Genomic DNA, 16,998 nt, shown 5'->3' on the forward strand with positions numbered 1-16,998 from the left:
TCTCCTTGAGCAAAATGGAAGTGAGATATGTCTTTGCTTTGTCTGGAGCTATAAGAATCAGAATGGTATTGATGGGTAAAATAATAGCCTTCTGTTATTTGTTTCGCTGTTCTCAAACGTATAAAATATAAGATAAGCAGGTACATGATTTTCGAGGTAGAGGAGTAGAAGCAAGCATATGGCTGAATTGAATGGACTAATCATGGAACAGCTTGCCGGAATCGTTGCAGGGATTGTGCTCATTTTGCTCTTCCTGTTGATTGTTATTATTGTGCAGGGTGCAAAATTGAAGAAAATGCGGCGAAAGTATGAGACCATGATGGCAGGCAGCGGTGTCGAGAATTTAGAAACGCTGCTGATTGATTTGAAGGTACAGATGGATACGATTGAGGATGAGCAGGAAGCCCATCGTGCAAGCATGAAATCTCTACGTAGCAAGCTGACTGGAATGAAGGGAACTGTAGGTATCAAACGTTATAATGCTTTTGGCGAAAGAGGAAGCGATCTGAGCTTCTCTTTGGCTATTGTAGATGACAATCAGGATGGTATAGTGTTAACCGGTATTTATAACCGGGATGGCTCTTATGTGTACGCCAAGCCCCTCGAAGCTGGGCAATCATCCTATTCCTTATCGCCTGAAGAGAAAGAAGCCATTACTCTTGCGCAGCAAGCAGGACAGAACGGTAATGCCACTCCTTAATCGCGGAGTATAAGCTGCTAGCAATGATATCTGATAATTTCATTACCAGATTTAACCTTGTATTTTGCAACACAAAGTATTCCATGAAGCCGCCGACGTTAACGATACCTGTCAAATGGATATCGCCGACCGGCGGTAATTCTTTATTTACGCCCGCTCCAGGCTTTAGCGGACCCTCTGCGACCTGGATGCACCCCACACTGGAGGTTTGTCCAAGGCATGCATCGATGCCGATGATGTAAGGCTGTTCATACCGCGTATAGATGCCGTTTAGCGTCGTTTGCAGATTCATAGCATGCACAGGTTCCTCTAATGTACCATACAGGTTGAATAGGGGGCTTTTATAGCGTGATAAATGGGTGCCTACGAGCGGTCCGAGACAATCTCCTGTAGAACGGTCGGTGCCGATGCAAATGATGACGATATTCTGTAGACTCGGTGCCTGATGCAGATGGAACAGCAAACGATGGATGATGGCTGATTGGATTCCAGGGTCGGTGTGTGATATTTTTAGGCTAAGGGGTTCTTGCCCCGGAATGAAGTCAGATGGATGAGACATGGTATCTTCCTTTCGCTCTGTAATGGAGTGTGCAGGTTGCGCTCGCTTTACATATCGTTATGGGGGTAGCATTTATTCTTTAGATAGTAGCTAGTATATGGATAAGTTTGTGTTTTTATACTTGGGAAAGTAGATTATTCATTGTCGTAGGAATAACATCAGTTGATGTGCTTATATAGTAGGAAATAGAATGCGGGAAGCAGGAAGGGAAGTTCCCTTGTTTAAGGAGGAATACAGCATGACCTTTATGCATTGGTTGGAGGGCGACTCAGGCACAGAAGAGGTAGTGAACGGGGCTATCCACTTGAAGGATACTGCATGGAAATTTTTCACAGATGGTGAGATGTGGTCGACCTTTTTGTTTGTAATTTTGAAAATCGCTATTATTTTCATCATTACCCGTATCTTTATTCGGGTTATTAATAAAATTATAGATAAGTCAATGCAGCAAAAGGGAGATAACAGCAGGTTCCGATTGAATGAGAGACGGTTAACGACTGTTGGGGAACTTCTTAAAAATGTAACGAACATTGTCTTCAATTTCATTTTGATTATGCTGGTATTGTCTCAAATGGGTATTAATCTTGGACCTCTGATTGCTGGCGCCGGAGTGCTTGGATTGGCTGTTGGTTTTGGAGCACAGAGCTTGGTTAAGGATGTAATTACCGGATTTTTTATTATTTTGGAGGATCAGTTTGCCGTAGGAGACGTCATTCAGACAGGAACCTTCAAAGGGACGGTAGAAATGATTGGGCTGCGTACAACCAGGCTGGTGAGTTGGAAAGGAGAGGTTCACATTTTACCGAACGGCTCCATTACAACGGTTACGAACTTCTCCATGTCCAACGCATTGGCGGTAGTCGACGTACCGATGAAGGTAGAGCGTAGTCTGGAGGAAGCCGTTGGCTTGGTAAAGCAAGCAATCCAGGGGATTGAGGAGTCTAATGCACAGATACTCAATATACCGGATGTGCTAGGGGTGCAGTCCATGACTACAGCAGAGTATATTGTACGTGTTGTGGCGGAATGTATGCCGAATACAGCGGCTATAGTCGAACGGGATATCCAGAATAACATCAAGAAGGCTCTGGAGGATGAGGAACATCGTCAGGCCGCGCTAGAGACAGCGGTAACCCTCGAAAAAGAAGATTACGAAGAAGGAAAAGGGGGAGAGAAGAGTGGAGCGTAAGTCGTTTGAACTAGGGGACATTGTGCAGATGAAGAAGCCTCATCCCTGTGGAACGAATGAAATGGAAATTATCCGTATGGGGATGGATATTCGGATCAAGTGTGTCGGTTGCCAGCACAGTGTGCTGATCCCGCGTGCCAAGTTCGAAAAGAATATGAAGAAGGTGCTGCGCTCAAAGTCCAGTACTGACGAACAGAATTCGGAAACCATTTGAGCCCGAGAAAGTGAATCATGCTGGACAAGAATCAGCTTGCGTCATGGTTGCAATGATGATATAATAATCCTTGCTGCGGAAAGGTACCCAAGAGGTCCAAGGGGGCTGACTCGAAATCAGTTAGGCGTCGCGAGGCGTGCGTGGGTTCGAATCCCACTCTTTCCGCCACTATACGTAAACATGCGCTACTACGGCGTTTTCAGTACGATATGTGGACCTAAAAACTACACGGTTTTACACGAAATTGAACTAGATGATTCCGATATACTTAAATGATTACGTTAACCTCTTACGCTAAATACGCGTAAGAGGTTTTTTAGTATGGATAAATGCACAGGCCGCAAGACGATTAGTACGCGTAAACCGATTGCAGGCGTGGGGTTATCGTCATACACGCTTGAGGAATCGTTGGACATTGTTGTTGAGGTGAAACACGCTAATAAGTAAAAGGAACGGGCGATTGAAGGACACATACAGAACATGGGGTATTTTAAGAGTGGATCGCAGAAAGGTACGGAGATATTTCAGTTGATGACGTGACGGCGGCTATGCTGTGTGAGTATGTCTTGTGGTGCGCCAATGACAAGGAGTTTTATGCAGGTCATCCGTTCAAGGCGGACTACGCATAAGGAGCGTAATAGCTTTCTCCGGCGTCTGTGAACGTACGTATGCGCGTCCTAAAGACGTTCTTTAACGTGTTGTACGCCGAGGATGTATAGACCGTAATCCGGTCGCAAATCTGCCTCTAATGCGCCAGGACGTCGATACCGGTCATGCCACTAACAGAGGACGAGCTGCGGCACTTCATGGAGGATCGCTGTAGAGAAATTAGAAGGTGCTACTTTTAAACGGTTACTATCCGTTATAGTAACCGTTGCATCATCTGGGATATGCTTTGCTTGATCAAATGTTAATTCTTACTGTATTTTCATTTGGTTTTGTTGCTAGTACTGCTTAACTGCTGATAACAAGCATTAGCATGATTGATGTCTAAAAGCCGATACAAATCTCTTCATTTTTCACTTACCTCCTAATAATATGATATAATTGCAAATATGTTACATATAATTCCATATATATTATTTCTTTAACATTTCTTAGGGGAGTTGTCAATTTGAAAAACTTTGTAACAAACTTGATCATTGCCTTTTTCACTGGACTCTTCACTATATATATACTTTCTGGAAAAGTAGAAGTAAATGGTTTAATAGTTTGCTTTATAAGCACAGGGGTAGTAGCACTAGGATATCTGGTTGTGTATTTAATAAAGAAAGTGCGTAAATGAAACCGCATTTCTAACACGGACTCGACTCCGAAATCTCAGTTTGTTTTCGGAACGGAAGGATTCAAATGAAAAACGCTTTACGATTTAACACAACGAAGCGGATCGTATCCCCAAGGCCTTTTGCGAGGGTCCGGAATCTGGTGCGAAAACAATTCGGACAATATTTTTAATTCGGGGGTAATCCAATATAATGATAATCTAAGCGCTCGTTTCTTCGTAGGCGGGAGCTTTTTCTTCGTTTAATATGCTTGTGCGCTTGATTGCTTCGTATACAGTGTATTTTATAATAGGAGAAACTAATTCAAAATAGCGTAAGGTTTAGAGTAGATTATATGTATGCAAGATGCATGTCTCAGTGGTATCGTTACACTCAAAAAAAATACTCCTGACAGCAGAAGAGATCAGTACCGTCAGGAGTATTTCTTGTGGTTATAGTTGGTTTGGCGGATAATGATAGCGTTTTGTTCTTTTCGAGCCAGAGATCATCAGAAGGATCGCTGCGATCAAATGTAGAACCCAGCCCACTACGGGGATCCAAGCCAGCAAAGAGGTGAGTATTCCCCATGCAGAGCCGTAGATCGCTTCCTGATAACGTAAAGACAGGATGAGTGTGACTGCATGCAGGACAAGCATGAACCCCAGAGCAGAGTAGCCCGTCCAGATGACAATGGCTCCTCCCACAATCGGTATGGCAAGCACCAATTCGAATATACCTGATACCCATTTTAGTATGCGAGAATAGCTCATCTTAAACCCTCCGTAATAGTAGGTCTTTGTACTTGGATATATTCTAGCAGAAGGAGCTGGATTAATCTGCATTTTACCAGTATATGCAAAAAGTCCGATAATACAACAAAGGAGGACCCCAAAGGTCCTCCATCGTAGGCGGTACATTTTTAACAGGATACGATCTGTCCAATCACATCATGAAACTCGGTGTACTGACAAGCAATACCAGTGTTGAAAAGACAGTGTCCTTTTACACAAACCTAACGCTTCTAATGCCCTGAATGGATCTCCTAACAGTTTGTCCGGCTACGTCGTCCAACGGAACCACACCTCTCTGTTGTACCGCCTAATCATAATATGGCCCAGATTCCGAGGAAATATACATTAATGAACGCGGGCTTTCGTTTTTTTCTTCCACTTGCGGTTATGGTTGGTGGTTTTCGGAAAAGAGTCGCCTCTTTCCAAGGTTATTTGCTGCGGGTTTTGAATTTCGGTATGAAAGCTTTTTTCTCCGACCTCCATATATACGCCGTCATTGGGGACCTTGTCGCCTGGTACGAACTCAGTCTTTTCACCCATGAAATTTGTACCTCCTTTAGATAAATAAATTTGGACTGCAACGGTTATTGTGCGCTGTCGTGAGCAGAAACATGCGGAAGTGATATAGAAGTGCATCAGCCGACTTGTATTGCTTGCACTGAATTGCAGGTTGCATTCAGGCGCTCGATTTGGTAAACTGTTTTAGTGCGAGTTTAGGCTCGTTCCTTGCTCTCAACGAAGATTGAGGGCCTTATGTCCATAAGGAGGTGTAAAGAATGCGCAAATATGAAGTGATGTACATTATTCGTCCTGACATTGAACAAGAAGCTGTTCAAGCGGCAGTCGACAAATTCCAAGGTATCATCTCTAACGGCGGTGGTGAAATTACGAATCACGATGTAACTAAACGCTGTCTTGCGTATGAGATCAAGAAATTCCGTGATGGTTCTTTCGTTCTGGTAAACTTCACAGCAGAACCTGCTGTTGTTACTGAGCTTGAGCGTATCATGAAAATTTCTGACGAAGTAATTCGTTATCTCATTACGAACGACGTAGCTTAATTATTGTACGTGACTATGTAATGAACAACGCTCAAAGGAGAGGATTGGATTGTTGAACCGTGTCATTCTGATCGGTCGGTTGACCAAAGATCCGGAGCTGCGCTATACACCGTCCGGTGTAGCAGTAACCCAGTTCACCCTGGCTGTAGACCGTCCGTTTACAAGTCAAGGCGGCGAACGGGAAGCGGATTTCTTGCCGATCGTAACCTGGCGTCAGCTTGCTGAGACGTGCGCTAACTATCTTCGCAAAGGTCGTCTGACGGCTGTTGAAGGCCGTGTTCAAGTGCGTAACTATGAGAACAATGAAGGAAAACGTGTATACGTGACTGAAATTGTTGCTGATAATGTGCGTTTCTTGGAATCTAACCGCGATAGCGGCAACGGTGGCGGCAATAGTGGTGGAGGTATGCGTGAAGAGTCTCCTTTCGGGGGCGGTAACAGCAATAGTGGACGCGGGAATAATAACTCGCGAAACAATCAGGATCCTTTTTCCGATGACGGAAAACCGATCGATATTTCGGATGATGATTTACCATTTTAATTGGGAAAGGACTGACAAAGAATGGGCTTCAGACAAAGAGAAGGCGGAGACGATAACAAAAGACCAGCTCGTCGTGGTGGTCGCAACAAACGTCGTAAAGTATGTTTCTTCACTGTGAACAAAATTACTCACATTGACTATAAAGATACAGACCTGCTTAAAAAATTCATCAGCGAACGCGGAAAAATTCTTCCTCGTCGTGTGACTGGAACAAGTGCGAAATATCAACGTATGTTGACAATCGCGATCAAACGTTCCCGTCAAATCGCATTGCTTCCTTACACTACTGAATAGTAGCGGTTGGAAGAAAAAAAGAGATGCTCCCGAAATCGGGAACATCTCTTTTTTTGTGACTTTTTATATTGACAACAAGTGCCATCTATTGTAACTTACTAATAATACAATCCATGTTTAACCATAGAACGTAAATTCATCTTTTATTGACTTGTAAGATTACAAGTCCTCCAACTCGCCAGAGCAGACATTTCGGTACTCCGAAGTGTTATTTTATATTACATCTAATTCTGTGTTTTTCAATTTCCCACAAGTTAAATTCATAAACTTTACATAAATAGATATTTAAACTTTTTATATTACATAAAAAAAGATATTGACGTGATATTATTTTACACGTAAGATAAACCTTAATAAAAATGTAATGTTTGCCAGTGAACAAAAAAATTGACCAAAGGTCTAAAACACGTTTTACGCTATTGTAGGTGACGGTAAGGAGGGTGTGACGACTTCATTTTCAAACCTTAAGCTTTAATGAATCACCGCAGGAATGAGGCAAGCTGTTAAATAAAGAACCGACTAAGGGGGATTAACAGAATGGTAAAGACGAAGAAATGGGTTTCTTTGCTTATGGTGCTTACGATTGTTGGTGTTCTGTTTGCAGGATGCAGCGGAGGTGCTAATGAGGCACAGCCACAGCAGGGCAATGCAGACAAAAAAACAGAGGGTAATGAAGCCAGTACACAAGTGACGGAGGGTGTCATTAAAGCGACTGATCTGACACAAAACCCGCCGGGAGCAACCAATCGGAAAGATAATATTGTGGTAGGCATGACATCACCTAAAGGGGTATTTAACCCGCTTTTCTGGCAAACAAGTTACGATTTATATGTAGTCAGAACAGTGTTTGATTCCTTTTTACAGGTGAAAGCAGATGGTACATATGAAAATAGCTTGGCTGACAAAGTTGATGTATCACAGGATGGTCTAAAATATACATTCCATCTGAAACCGGGTGTGAAGTATAGCGACGGCACGCCGGTAACGGTGAAGGATTACGCCTTTGTTCTCAAGGTGCTGCATGATCCGAATTACGACGGTGAAACTGACGTTCTGTCGTTCAAAATTAAAGGCGGTAAAGAATATCACGATGGTAAAGCAAATGATATCTCCGGTATCAAAATCATTGATGATAACACGGTAGAAGTAACGGTTACAGAAGCAACAGCCTATACAAAGGATTTTTTGGGTGAGCAATACCTAATGCCAGAAGCCTATTACGGAAAAGGGTACAAAAAGGGTAATCTGGATAGCATCAAGGCGCTTAATAATAAGCCACTCGGCTCCGGGCAGTATGTGTTGAAGAGCTTTTCTCCGGGGCAACAGGTCGTATTCGAAGCGAATCCAAACTACTTCAAAGGCGCACCGAAGGTGAAATCGGTTATTTTCAAAACAACGACGGAAGAAACGAATCTGTCTATGCTGCAAACGGGTGAAACAGATATGGATAACGTTACGGTTACCGAAGATAACGTAGAGGAATTGAAGTCCCTGGGCTTCCTGGATGTGCATATTATGCCGACGAACGGCTATGGATATATTGCGTTTAACCACAAAGAAAAGAAATTTCAGGACCCTAAAGTACGCCAAGCTCTAACTATTGGCTTGAACCGCAAGGAGATTGTACAGGGCGTATATGGTCCATATGCGAATGTGATTAACATTCCGCAGTCTACAGAATCCTGGTCTTACACGGATGAAGGTATTAACAAGTATGAATTTGATATGGCTAAGGCGAAGGCCTTACTGGATGAGGCAGGATGGAAGGTTGGCGCAGACGGTATCCGTGAGAAGGACGGAGAGAAGCTGGCCATTAACTTCTCTGCGACCGCTGATAATCCCGTTGTAGAGGCGTTGCTGCCGATTATGACGAACAATTATAAAGAACTGGGTATTAAGCTGACTTCCGAAACGCTGGATTTTAATGCAATTATGGATAAAAAGGATACAGGCAAGTTCGATATGTTCTTTGCGGCCTGGGGATTGACGCCTGATCCGGATTCAACGACTTTTATTACAAATGGTGCACAAAATGATATCGGCTACTCTAACAAAAAGGTCGATGAGTTGACGCTTGCCGGCAAGCATGAATTGAATCAAGAAAAGCGAAAAGGGATTTACAAACAGCTCTATCAGGAGTTGAATAAGGATTTGCCAGTCATCTTTATGTACCAACGCAGAGATATGGTACCGATTAATGGACGTTTGACCGGCTTTGATATCTCACCATACAAGGATTTTGAATTCACTTTGCATAATGCTCAAATCGCTCAATAAGGGTTGCCAATCATATGCTCAGCTCTCACGGGCTGGGCATATCACTTTATTCGTCTGGAGGAATGATTATGAAGCAGTACATTATTCGTAGACTGCTGCAGCTCATCCCCACACTTATTGGCATATCCATTATCGTATTTGCGATTTCAGCCATGGTGCCGGGTGATTATATTACAGCCAAGCAGAACCCGAATATGACCGCCGAGAAGGCGCAGCAGCTACGACATATCTACGGGCTGGATAAGCCGGAGTACCAACGCTATTTTATATGGGCTGGCAATATGCTGAAGGGAAATATGGGAGATTCATTGCAGCATAAGCAGCCGGTAACGAAGGTTATCGGCAATTATGTGTGGAACTCGTTTATTATCGCTTTTTTTAGTCTTATTTTTAGCTGGCTGATTGCTGTTATTGCCGGGGTATTTTCAGCCAAGTTTCAATATTCGTTGTTTGATAAGTTTGTCACGTTATTCATTTTCTTATGTATGTCACTGCCCTCATTCTTTATAGGCCTTTTAGTGATCAAAATATTTGCACTCGAATGGGGGATTCTTCCGGTTGGCGGCATGACCACAGCAGGAATGGAGCCAGGCACGTGGGCTTACATGGTGGATATTCTCAAGCATATGTTCCTGCCAACACTCGTACTTACGATGTTGAGTACAGGCAGCCTAACCCGGTATTTCCGCACAGGTATGCTGGAGGTTATCCGTCAGGACTACATCCGTACTGCACGCGCCAAAGGCTTGAAGGAACGGACGGTTATTTTCAAGCACGCTCTGCGCAACGCACTCATTCCGGCAATCACACTGCTCGGCTTCGAGCTCCCGGCCTTATTTGGCGGGGCAATGATTCTGGAGAAGGTATTTGTGTGGCCGGGGGTGGGGCAGGTGTACCTGGAGTCAATCAGCATGCGGGACTACCCGTTTATGCTGGGCTTCACCATTTTCCTGGCAGTCCTTACGCTCGTTGGCAATCTACTTTCTGACGTATTGTATGGCATGGCAGATCCAAGAATTCGCTTGAAATAGGAGGGATACTATTGTCCGCGAAAACAGTCACGATTGAAACCAATCAAAAGGCGGCGATCCGTCCTGAAGCGTCTCCATGGAGAATCGCCGTGCGCCGTTTTAACCAAAACCGTCTGGCTTTGGCTGGACTCGTTATATTATTCCTAATGGTTGTTATTTGTATATTTGGACCGAGGATTTCACCGTATAGTTTGAATGATTACCAGCTATCCAGCAAAAATCTGGCCCCTAATGCTCAGCATTGGCTTGGTACAGATAAGCTGGGGCGTGATATTTTACTGCGTACAATGCTGGCTGGCCGTATTTCTTTGACGGTCGGGCTGGTTGCCACGTTTATTTCGGTCGCAATTGGTGCGACGTTAGGGGCGTTGGCAGGATTTTACCGTAAAAGCGTGGATACGATAATTATGCGGATTGCCGATATTTTTATGGCATTGCCTACATTGCCGCTGCTCATTATTTTAGGTGCGGTTTTATCCGATTTGAAGGTCGATCCGTCGAACCGGATTTATTTTCTGATGCTCATTATCGGGGCTTTAAGCTGGACGAGCTTGTCCCGTCTGGTCAGAGGGCAAATTCTTACACTGCGTGAACAGGAGTTCATGCAGGCTACAGAAGCTCTCGGCTTGAGGGATCGCCGTAAAATATTCCGCCATTTGCTGCCGAACACCATTCCTACCATTATTGTTACGGCTACGCTCGGGGTGGCGGGTGCGATTATTACAGAGTCTGCGCTCAGTTACCTGGGAATTGGCGTGGTCCCGCCCACACCTTCGTGGGGAAATATGATTTCTGCTGCCAATAACCTAATCGACTTCCGCAAACGGCCTTGGATATGGGTTCCACCGGGAATGTGTATTCTCATTACAGTTGTAGCCATTAACCTGATTGGCGACGGTTTGCGTGATGCACTGGACCCTAAAATGAAGAAGTAGGAGACGAACGTTTATGGAAAATGCTTTGATTGAATTTCGTAACCTGAAAACCCACTTTCATACCTCTAGCGGAACTGTCAAAGCGGTCAATGACGTCAGTTTTAAAATTCGTGAGGGTGAAACGCTCTGTGTGGTAGGGGAATCTGGCTGTGGTAAAAGTGTAACGGCGATGACGATGATGCGGTTGATTGATTCTCCCCACACTTCAGACGGTGAAATCTGGTTTGAGGGCAAAAATCTCTTAACACTTAATAAAGGTCAAATGCAGCAGATTCGAGGCAATGACATTTCGATCATTTTTCAGGAGCCGATGTCTTCTCTGAATCCGGTGCTTACGATCGGAGAACAAATTACGGAACCGCTGCTCATGCATACATTAATGAGTAAAAAGGAAGCACGTGCGCGAGCGATTGAACTGATCAGCTTGGTAGGTATTTCTCGGTCGGAGGAAATATTTCATTCCTATCCCCATGAATTGAGTGGCGGTATGCGCCAGCGGATCATGATTGCTATCGCATTAAGCTGTAATCCGAAGCTGCTGATTGCAGATGAGCCGACAACGGCTCTGGATGTTACCATTCAGGCACAAATTCTCGATTTGATGCGGGATTTGAAGGATAAGCTGAAAACATCCATTATGTTGATTACGCATGATTTGGGTGTTGTGGCAGAGATGGCTGATTATGTGGTCGTCATGTATGCTGGCAACGTTATTGAAGAAGCGCCTGTCATTGAGCTGTTCAAAAACCCGCAGCATCCGTATACTCAAGGGCTATTAAAGGCGAAGCCTGTCATTAATCAGAAAATGGATCGACTGTACTCCATCCCCGGTCAGGTTCCCAATCCGATTGATCTGGAAGAAAATTGCCATTTTCACGATCGGTGTGCGCATTGTATGCAAATTTGCAAGGATCAGGCTCCTCCCTTGAACGAAAAGGAGAATGGTCATAAAGTTGCCTGCTGGCTATATGAGAAAGAAGGAGGGCAACGAATATGAGCGAGCCTTTAATTCAGGTGGAAGGGCTGAAAAAATATTTTCCCATCACAGGCGGAATTTTTCAGCGTACTGTCGGACATGTGAAGGCGGTCGATGATGTATCATTTAGCATTCACAAAGGAGAGTCCTTCGGTCTGGTCGGGGAATCAGGCTGCGGAAAAAGTACGATTGGACGGACCATTCTCAGGCTGATGGATAAAACAGATGGATCGGTACGATATAAAGGAGAGGACTTGCACACGTTAAGCAAGGAGCGCATCCGAGCGCTTCGACCCAAGCTGCAAATCGTATTTCAGGACCCTTTTAGCTCGTTGAACCCGCGAATTAAGGTTGGCGAAGCCATCGGAGAGGCATTGCTGGATCACGGGCTGATTGACCGTGGAGAGTTGCGGAAGAAGGTTAACGAAACGCTGGACATTTGTGGACTGTCCTCGTATCACTATGATCGGTATCCGCATGAGTTCTCCGGCGGTCAGCGCCAGCGGATCGGGATTGCACGGGCTTTGATCTTAAATCCTGATTTTATTGTAGCAGACGAACCCGTATCTGCGCTGGATGTGTCCATTCAGGCCCAGATTATTAACTTGTTAAGTGATTTGCAGCAGGAACGTCAATTGACGTATCTGTTCATCTCGCATGATCTGAGTGTGGTTGAGCATCTGTGCAGCCGCATTGGTGTAATGTATTTGGGCTCGATGGTAGAGCTGGCTTCCAAGGAGGAGCTGTTCCGCAATCCGCTTCATCCGTATACGAAGGCGCTGCTATCGGCAGTTCCGATTCCTGATCCGACGATCAAGAGACAGCGAATTGTGCTGAAAGGGGACATTCCTTCTCCGGCCAATCCGCCGTCTGGCTGCAAGTTCCATACACGCTGTCCCATGGCGGAAGCACGTTGTAAAACAGAGGCTCCGGTATATCGGGATGCGGGCGACCAGCATTTTGTAGCCTGTCATTTTGCCTAACGCGTTATTATAAAGAAGCCCCAATATCCGCTATCCTGAAAGCAGGGATGGGCGGATATTTTGCTATAAAATAAAAAAGGTAAAAAAATTGTATCTTTTTTTCGAAAAATTGCAGACAAAATGAATTTTTCATCGTCTAATAAGTATGGGGGTTATTACGATGATGAAAAAACACTGGTTACGTTGGGCTATTATTATCCCGGTACTTATAATATTGATTTTTATTACACTTGGACCCCGGCTGTTGGTTGGGAAGCCGGATGTGGATGCAGAGGCTGCGGTACTGATGGACATGCATACTGGGGAATTGCTGATGGATGTGAACGGCAATACGCCTATGCCCTCCGCAAATATGTCCAAGCTCATGACTGAGCTGTTGGTGCTGGAGGATATTCGGACCGGACGGTTAGGCTGGAATGATGAGGTGCGAATTAGCCGTTACGCGAGTACGGTGGGGGGTATAAATCTATCTCTACGGTATGGCGAAAGAATGACGGTATCCGAACTGTTCCAGAGTATGGTTGTGTATTCAGCCAATGACGCCGCTGTGGCTCTGGCAGAGCGCTCGGCAGGCAATGAAGCGGCTTTTGTGAAGCGTATGAACGAGAAAGCTGCCCAAATTGGATTATCGTCCGACAGCCGCTTTAGCAATGCGTCTGGAGCAGGGCAGAGTGAATTGGGACCGAATCATCCCGAGGATATTCGTGGAGAAACGAAAATGACAGCAAGCGACACGGCAAAGCTGGCTTCTTATCTGATTGCGTCACATCCGGAGATTCTAAGAACGTCCAGTCGTACGCAAATGGAGTTAAAGGATAAGGGACTCTACATTAGTAATACGAACTGGATGCTGCCTTCCCTGGCTGGACCGTACTCTTACGCCGGAACGGATGGCCTGAAAGCCGGATATACGAGTGATGCCGGATATTGCTTCACGGGTACCGCTGAACAGCATGGTAGACGGTTAATTGCTGTGGTACTCGGTGCGCCGAGCAAGGAAGAGCGATTTAAGCAGACGCGGAAGCTGTTCGATTATGGTTTTTCACTGTGAAACTGTCGCTGCACTAAGGCAAGGAACGAATCTGAAAGCTACATAGGAAACAGACAATAAATATGAATTTGAGGCTTTGACCGTGAGGGCGAAGCCTTTTTGCTATGAATTTGAAGGGTTTGTGCCATGGCACTTTTGACAACAAGGCAGCAGACCTTTTATGCTTTGAGGGGAAGTTTCCGCTTCATAAGGGATTTATTCGGTTTAATGAAGAGATGGGATTTGTGCAGGAAAGAAGGAAGGAACCTGTTATGGAGAGAAGACATAAGAGAAGGACCAGCGGCAAGTCTCAAAAGAAAAAAAGGTTTACCGCCCTATATATTTCATGTATTGTTTTATTTCTGATCGCAGCGGGCGGATATCTGTTCCGCAAACAGCTAACACTGGTGGCTTTTGACTGGTTTGTATCTCCGACGTTGGAAAGAAAATTGGAAAATTCCTATCAGCCGCGTCAGTCTGGAGAACAGAAGCAACAAGAAACAGTAGCTTACCAAAAAGAGCCGTTTTCAATGCTGCTGCTAGGCACTGATCAAAGGCCAAACGAAAAGGCGCGTGGTCGCTCGGATACGGTTATTTACGCGGCGGTGCGGCCTGCGGAATCGCGTGTGCTTTTGATTTCCATCCCAAGGGATATGTATGTACAGATTGCCGGACATGATCCGAATCGTGATGGTGAGGATGATTTTGATAAATTAGGGCATGCTTATGCGTTCGGAGGCGAGGATATGTCCATGGCTACGGTAGAGAAGCTGCTGGAGCATAAGGCCGATTATTACGCTACGATTAATTTTCAGGGTATTCAGGATGCCGTGGATGCCGTGGGCGGGGTTGTACTTCCCATCGACAAGCCGATTGAAAACAAAGATCCGCTGCATATCAAGTTTCGTATTGAGGCGGGCAAGCCGCTTTATAATGGTGAAGAAGCCATGTATTATGTTAGATATCGGGAAGATAGCGACTTCAACCGTACAAAACGGCAGCAAATTTTTCTGAACGCTATGGCGGATAAGCTACTGAATATCAACGGAATTTCCAAAATTCCGGAGCTGCTCGATATTATGGGAGCCAATTTCAAGACCGATATGGAGCCTGCTTTTATCACAGGGCTTGGCAAGCAGGCTATTACGCAGAGTGAACCACAAATCTCAAGTTTTACGATTACGGGGGAAGGGTTCAAGAAGAAGGGCGTGTATTACGATCGGGCCAATGAACAAGAACTGGAATATGCCAGACTTATGATTGCGAATTGGCTGGATCCCGGTACAACTCCGCACACGCTGAAGCTTCCCGACAAGCAGGACATTCAGTGAGTAATCAATTGATTTACATTTGATTTTGAGGGGGATTCGTTCTCATGAATATCGCTTTTTTCTTGCTTCCCAAACAGGAAGTCGCTTGTGTAACGGCGGATGCTACGTTGCGGCAAACGTTGGAGCGGATGGAATATCACCGTTTCACAGCGGTTCCCATTTTGGATAAGGAAGGTAGATATACGGGTACAGTTACAGAAGGTGATCTGTTATGGCATATGAAAGAGTCTGAGGGGAAAATCACCTTTGAAAACGCTTCTAAGTTTATGCTCAAGGATGTTCCGTTACGGGTTTCGATGAAGCCGGTGTCCATTGATGCGAATATGGAGGATTTAATTAATTTGGCTAAAGTACAGAACTTTGTACCCGTTGTAGATGATATGGACCGGTTTATCGGTATCGTGCGCCGCAGCCAGATTATAGAGTATTGTGAAAAGTTTGTGTCCAGAGAATCGTTTAATACTTCTTCTTAAAATAAGCTCATAGCTGCTTTGAAAATAACGATTTACCCTATGGGGTAACAGTTATTTTCAGAATAGGATATGCTATAATGGAGAATAAAGCTTTTTCAGAGGGGTGTGACTCTTCATCATATGCCTAAAGAAATGGATGTTGTGAAAAGGGCCAAGGTTATTGAATGGCTCAAAACAGAAGTTCTTGACCAAGTTTCCCGTCTGTTTAAAGCGATGTGGGAAGGCAGTACAGCCCGTATTGGCGATTGTCTGGCGAGCTTAATGATGAGCAGTTATATTTTGGGAAGGCGTCTTGGAGTGTCTTACCGTGAATTGGATGATCTACTCATCGACAAGCTAAGAAGACACAGAAAAGAAGGACACCAGCTGGAGGATTGGTATCAGGATATTTCTGCACTGGAAGAACATATGCGTAAGAGGTGAAAACGTTGAAATTCCGCTTGGCAACTGCAGCATGGAGCGTCATTTATTTGCTTCTGCTGCTGACTTTATTGACACCACTGAAAATCATTACCGTATTTTTGCTAATTGTGCCTGGCGCTGTATTGTTTTCATCGCTGCATTTCAAAGGATTTCTGATTCACGTCATACCGGCGCTGCTGATTTTAGCGCTATTAGATGTGTATTCATTGCTCCCTGCGATTTATTTTCTGATTCCTGCGATACTGATGGGACGGATATATAAAAAGGGAGGGTCTTCTTTTCAGGCTTTGATGACAGGAATGGGCGTTATTTTAGCCGAGTTGTTGGTTGTACTGCTCTTCGCTACGTATTCATTCGGTTTCGATCTTTCGCAGTATCTTCGTGATCAGGCTGCGATAACGGCAAGTATTGTACAGCAGATTTTAAGTGCCAATCCGATGCTTTCGGGCGCAAATTGGACTGCAGACGATACGCAGCGACTCGGTACGATGCTTATCGGTAAAGTTCCATATGTGCTGATCGTGACCTCTTTCGTTCTGGCTGTAATCACACACGCTTTGGTACGTCCGGCATTGAGTAGTCTTGATGTGCCGGTACGCAAAATGAAGCCAGCCCGAGAGTGGAGGCTGCCGCGCGCGCTTATCTGGTACTATCTGCTGGCGATTGTGATTGAATGGATAGCAGGTTCCTCGGATAGCAGCTGGATTCAAATGGTTTCCATTAGTATGCTGCCGCTGATCCACGCGTGCTTTATTATCCAGACGATTGGATTTATTTATTTCTGGACGCATAGCCGTAAAATGAGCCCGGTGATTGCGCTGCTGCTGTCGCTCGTCGTACTGGTGTTCCAGCCGCTCCGCATTATAGGTATTATTGATTTGGCCTTTCCGCTGCGTGAAGCTATTACAAGATCAAAGAAATAGGGTGA

Annotated in this window: 20 protein-coding genes and 1 tRNA gene; 18 read left to right on the forward strand and 3 right to left on the reverse strand. The window is 44.9% G+C overall.

All coding sequences use genetic code 11. From position 1 onward, the window contains the following. Positions 1-178 precede the first annotated feature (178 nt). The gene (locus tag LCF57_RS19595) at positions 179-700 is read left to right on the forward strand and encodes a DUF4446 family protein (RefSeq protein ID WP_025716013.1); all 522 of its coding nucleotides are present in this window, start codon (positions 179-181) and stop codon (positions 698-700) included. Here LCF57_RS19595 and yyaC read toward each other — a convergent pair. After that, positions 654-1,259, reverse strand: a complete 606-nt coding sequence (gene yyaC, locus LCF57_RS19600) for a spore protease YyaC (RefSeq protein ID WP_226002202.1) — start codon at positions 1,257-1,259, stop codon at positions 654-656. The two genes, LCF57_RS19595 and yyaC, sit on opposite strands and share 47 nt — an antisense overlap. Positions 1,260-1,497: 238 nt before the next feature. Between yyaC and LCF57_RS19605 the strand changes: the two genes are divergently transcribed. The 4 genes from LCF57_RS19605 to LCF57_RS27700 all read left to right on the forward strand — a co-directional run bounded on the left by LCF57_RS19605 (position 1,498) and on the right by LCF57_RS27700 (position 3,109). Beyond that, entirely contained in the window at positions 1,498-2,448 is a 951-nt protein-coding gene (locus LCF57_RS19605; protein ID WP_226002203.1) for a mechanosensitive ion channel family protein, read from the forward strand. Continuing rightward, positions 2,438-2,662 (forward strand): DUF951 domain-containing protein, encoded by a 225-nt coding sequence (locus LCF57_RS19610; RefSeq protein ID WP_226002204.1) that lies wholly within the window; start codon positions 2,438-2,440, stop codon positions 2,660-2,662. Before LCF57_RS19605 ends, LCF57_RS19610 begins: the two co-directional genes overlap by 11 nt. 77 nt (positions 2,663-2,739) lie before the next feature. Next, positions 2,740-2,830, forward strand: a tRNA-Ser gene (locus LCF57_RS19615). Between the two features lie 153 nt (positions 2,831-2,983). Then, positions 2,984-3,109, forward strand: a complete 126-nt coding sequence (locus LCF57_RS27700) for a hypothetical protein (RefSeq protein ID WP_264083718.1) — start codon at positions 2,984-2,986, stop codon at positions 3,107-3,109. A 1,267-nt stretch (positions 3,110-4,376) separates the two neighbouring features. Here the strand turns inward: LCF57_RS27700 and LCF57_RS19620 are convergent. Continuing rightward, positions 4,377-4,694 (reverse strand): hypothetical protein, encoded by a 318-nt coding sequence (locus LCF57_RS19620; protein ID WP_226002205.1) that lies wholly within the window; start codon positions 4,692-4,694, stop codon positions 4,377-4,379. Between the two features lie 366 nt (positions 4,695-5,060). Next, on the reverse strand, positions 5,061-5,255 hold the full coding sequence (locus LCF57_RS19625; protein ID WP_013373906.1) for a YjzC family protein: 195 nt from the start codon (positions 5,253-5,255) through the stop codon (positions 5,061-5,063). 236 nt (positions 5,256-5,491) lie between these two features. Here LCF57_RS19625 and rpsF point away from each other — a divergent pair, with 236 nt between their 5' ends. From rpsF to LCF57_RS19690, 13 genes are all read left to right on the forward strand, one after another. Then, positions 5,492-5,776, forward strand: coding sequence for a 30S ribosomal protein S6 (gene rpsF, locus LCF57_RS19630; protein ID WP_226002206.1), 285 nt, complete (start codon positions 5,492-5,494; stop codon positions 5,774-5,776). 49 nt (positions 5,777-5,825) lie between these two features. Then, entirely contained in the window at positions 5,826-6,317 is a 492-nt protein-coding gene (ssb, locus tag LCF57_RS19635; protein WP_010346813.1) for a single-stranded DNA-binding protein, read from the forward strand. A gap of 21 nt (positions 6,318-6,338) precedes the next feature. After that, positions 6,339-6,611, forward strand: a complete 273-nt coding sequence (gene rpsR / locus LCF57_RS19640; protein WP_007433228.1) for a 30S ribosomal protein S18 — start codon at positions 6,339-6,341, stop codon at positions 6,609-6,611. A gap of 537 nt (positions 6,612-7,148) precedes the next feature. Further along, on the forward strand, positions 7,149-8,888 hold the full coding sequence (locus tag LCF57_RS19645) for an ABC transporter substrate-binding protein (RefSeq protein WP_226002207.1): 1,740 nt from the start codon (positions 7,149-7,151) through the stop codon (positions 8,886-8,888). Between the two features lie 68 nt (positions 8,889-8,956). Next, on the forward strand, positions 8,957-9,919 hold the full coding sequence (locus tag LCF57_RS19650) for an ABC transporter permease (RefSeq protein ID WP_226002208.1): 963 nt from the start codon (positions 8,957-8,959) through the stop codon (positions 9,917-9,919). 11 nt (positions 9,920-9,930) lie between these two features. After that, the gene (gene opp4C, locus LCF57_RS19655) at positions 9,931-10,854 is read left to right on the forward strand and encodes an oligopeptide ABC transporter permease (RefSeq protein ID WP_226002209.1); all 924 of its coding nucleotides are present in this window, start codon (positions 9,931-9,933) and stop codon (positions 10,852-10,854) included. 13 nt (positions 10,855-10,867) lie between these two features. After that, positions 10,868-11,851 carry an ABC transporter ATP-binding protein gene (locus tag LCF57_RS19660; protein WP_226002210.1) on the forward strand — a complete coding sequence of 328 codons (984 nt, stop codon included), beginning with the start codon at positions 10,868-10,870 and terminating at the stop codon, positions 11,849-11,851. Then, entirely contained in the window at positions 11,848-12,813 is a 966-nt protein-coding gene (locus LCF57_RS19665) for an ABC transporter ATP-binding protein (protein WP_226002211.1), read from the forward strand. The genes LCF57_RS19660 and LCF57_RS19665 overlap by 4 nt, the downstream gene beginning before the upstream one ends. A 160-nt stretch (positions 12,814-12,973) precedes the next feature. Beyond that, on the forward strand, positions 12,974-13,864 hold the full coding sequence (locus LCF57_RS19670; protein WP_226002212.1) for a D-alanyl-D-alanine carboxypeptidase family protein: 891 nt from the start codon (positions 12,974-12,976) through the stop codon (positions 13,862-13,864). Positions 13,865-14,115: 251 nt separating this feature from the next. Next, on the forward strand, positions 14,116-15,174 hold the full coding sequence (locus LCF57_RS19675; RefSeq protein ID WP_226002213.1) for an LCP family protein: 1,059 nt from the start codon (positions 14,116-14,118) through the stop codon (positions 15,172-15,174). A 44-nt stretch (positions 15,175-15,218) separates the two neighbouring features. Further along, positions 15,219-15,647, forward strand: a complete 429-nt coding sequence (locus LCF57_RS19680) for a CBS domain-containing protein (RefSeq protein ID WP_025716003.1) — start codon at positions 15,219-15,221, stop codon at positions 15,645-15,647. Positions 15,648-15,767: 120 nt separating this feature from the next. After that, complete coding sequence (locus LCF57_RS19685; RefSeq protein ID WP_007433209.1) at positions 15,768-16,070, forward strand: MazG-like family protein; 303 nt, start codon at positions 15,768-15,770, stop codon at positions 16,068-16,070. A 5-nt stretch (positions 16,071-16,075) separates the two neighbouring features. Next, positions 16,076-16,993: a YybS family protein gene (locus tag LCF57_RS19690; protein WP_264083719.1), complete on the forward strand. Its 918-nt coding sequence runs from the start codon at positions 16,076-16,078 to the stop codon at positions 16,991-16,993. Positions 16,994-16,998: the final 5 nt, after the last annotated feature.

This window comes from Paenibacillus sp. BJ-4 (assembly GCF_020404765.1).
Classification (GTDB): Bacteria; Bacillota; Bacilli; order Paenibacillales; family Paenibacillaceae; genus Paenibacillus.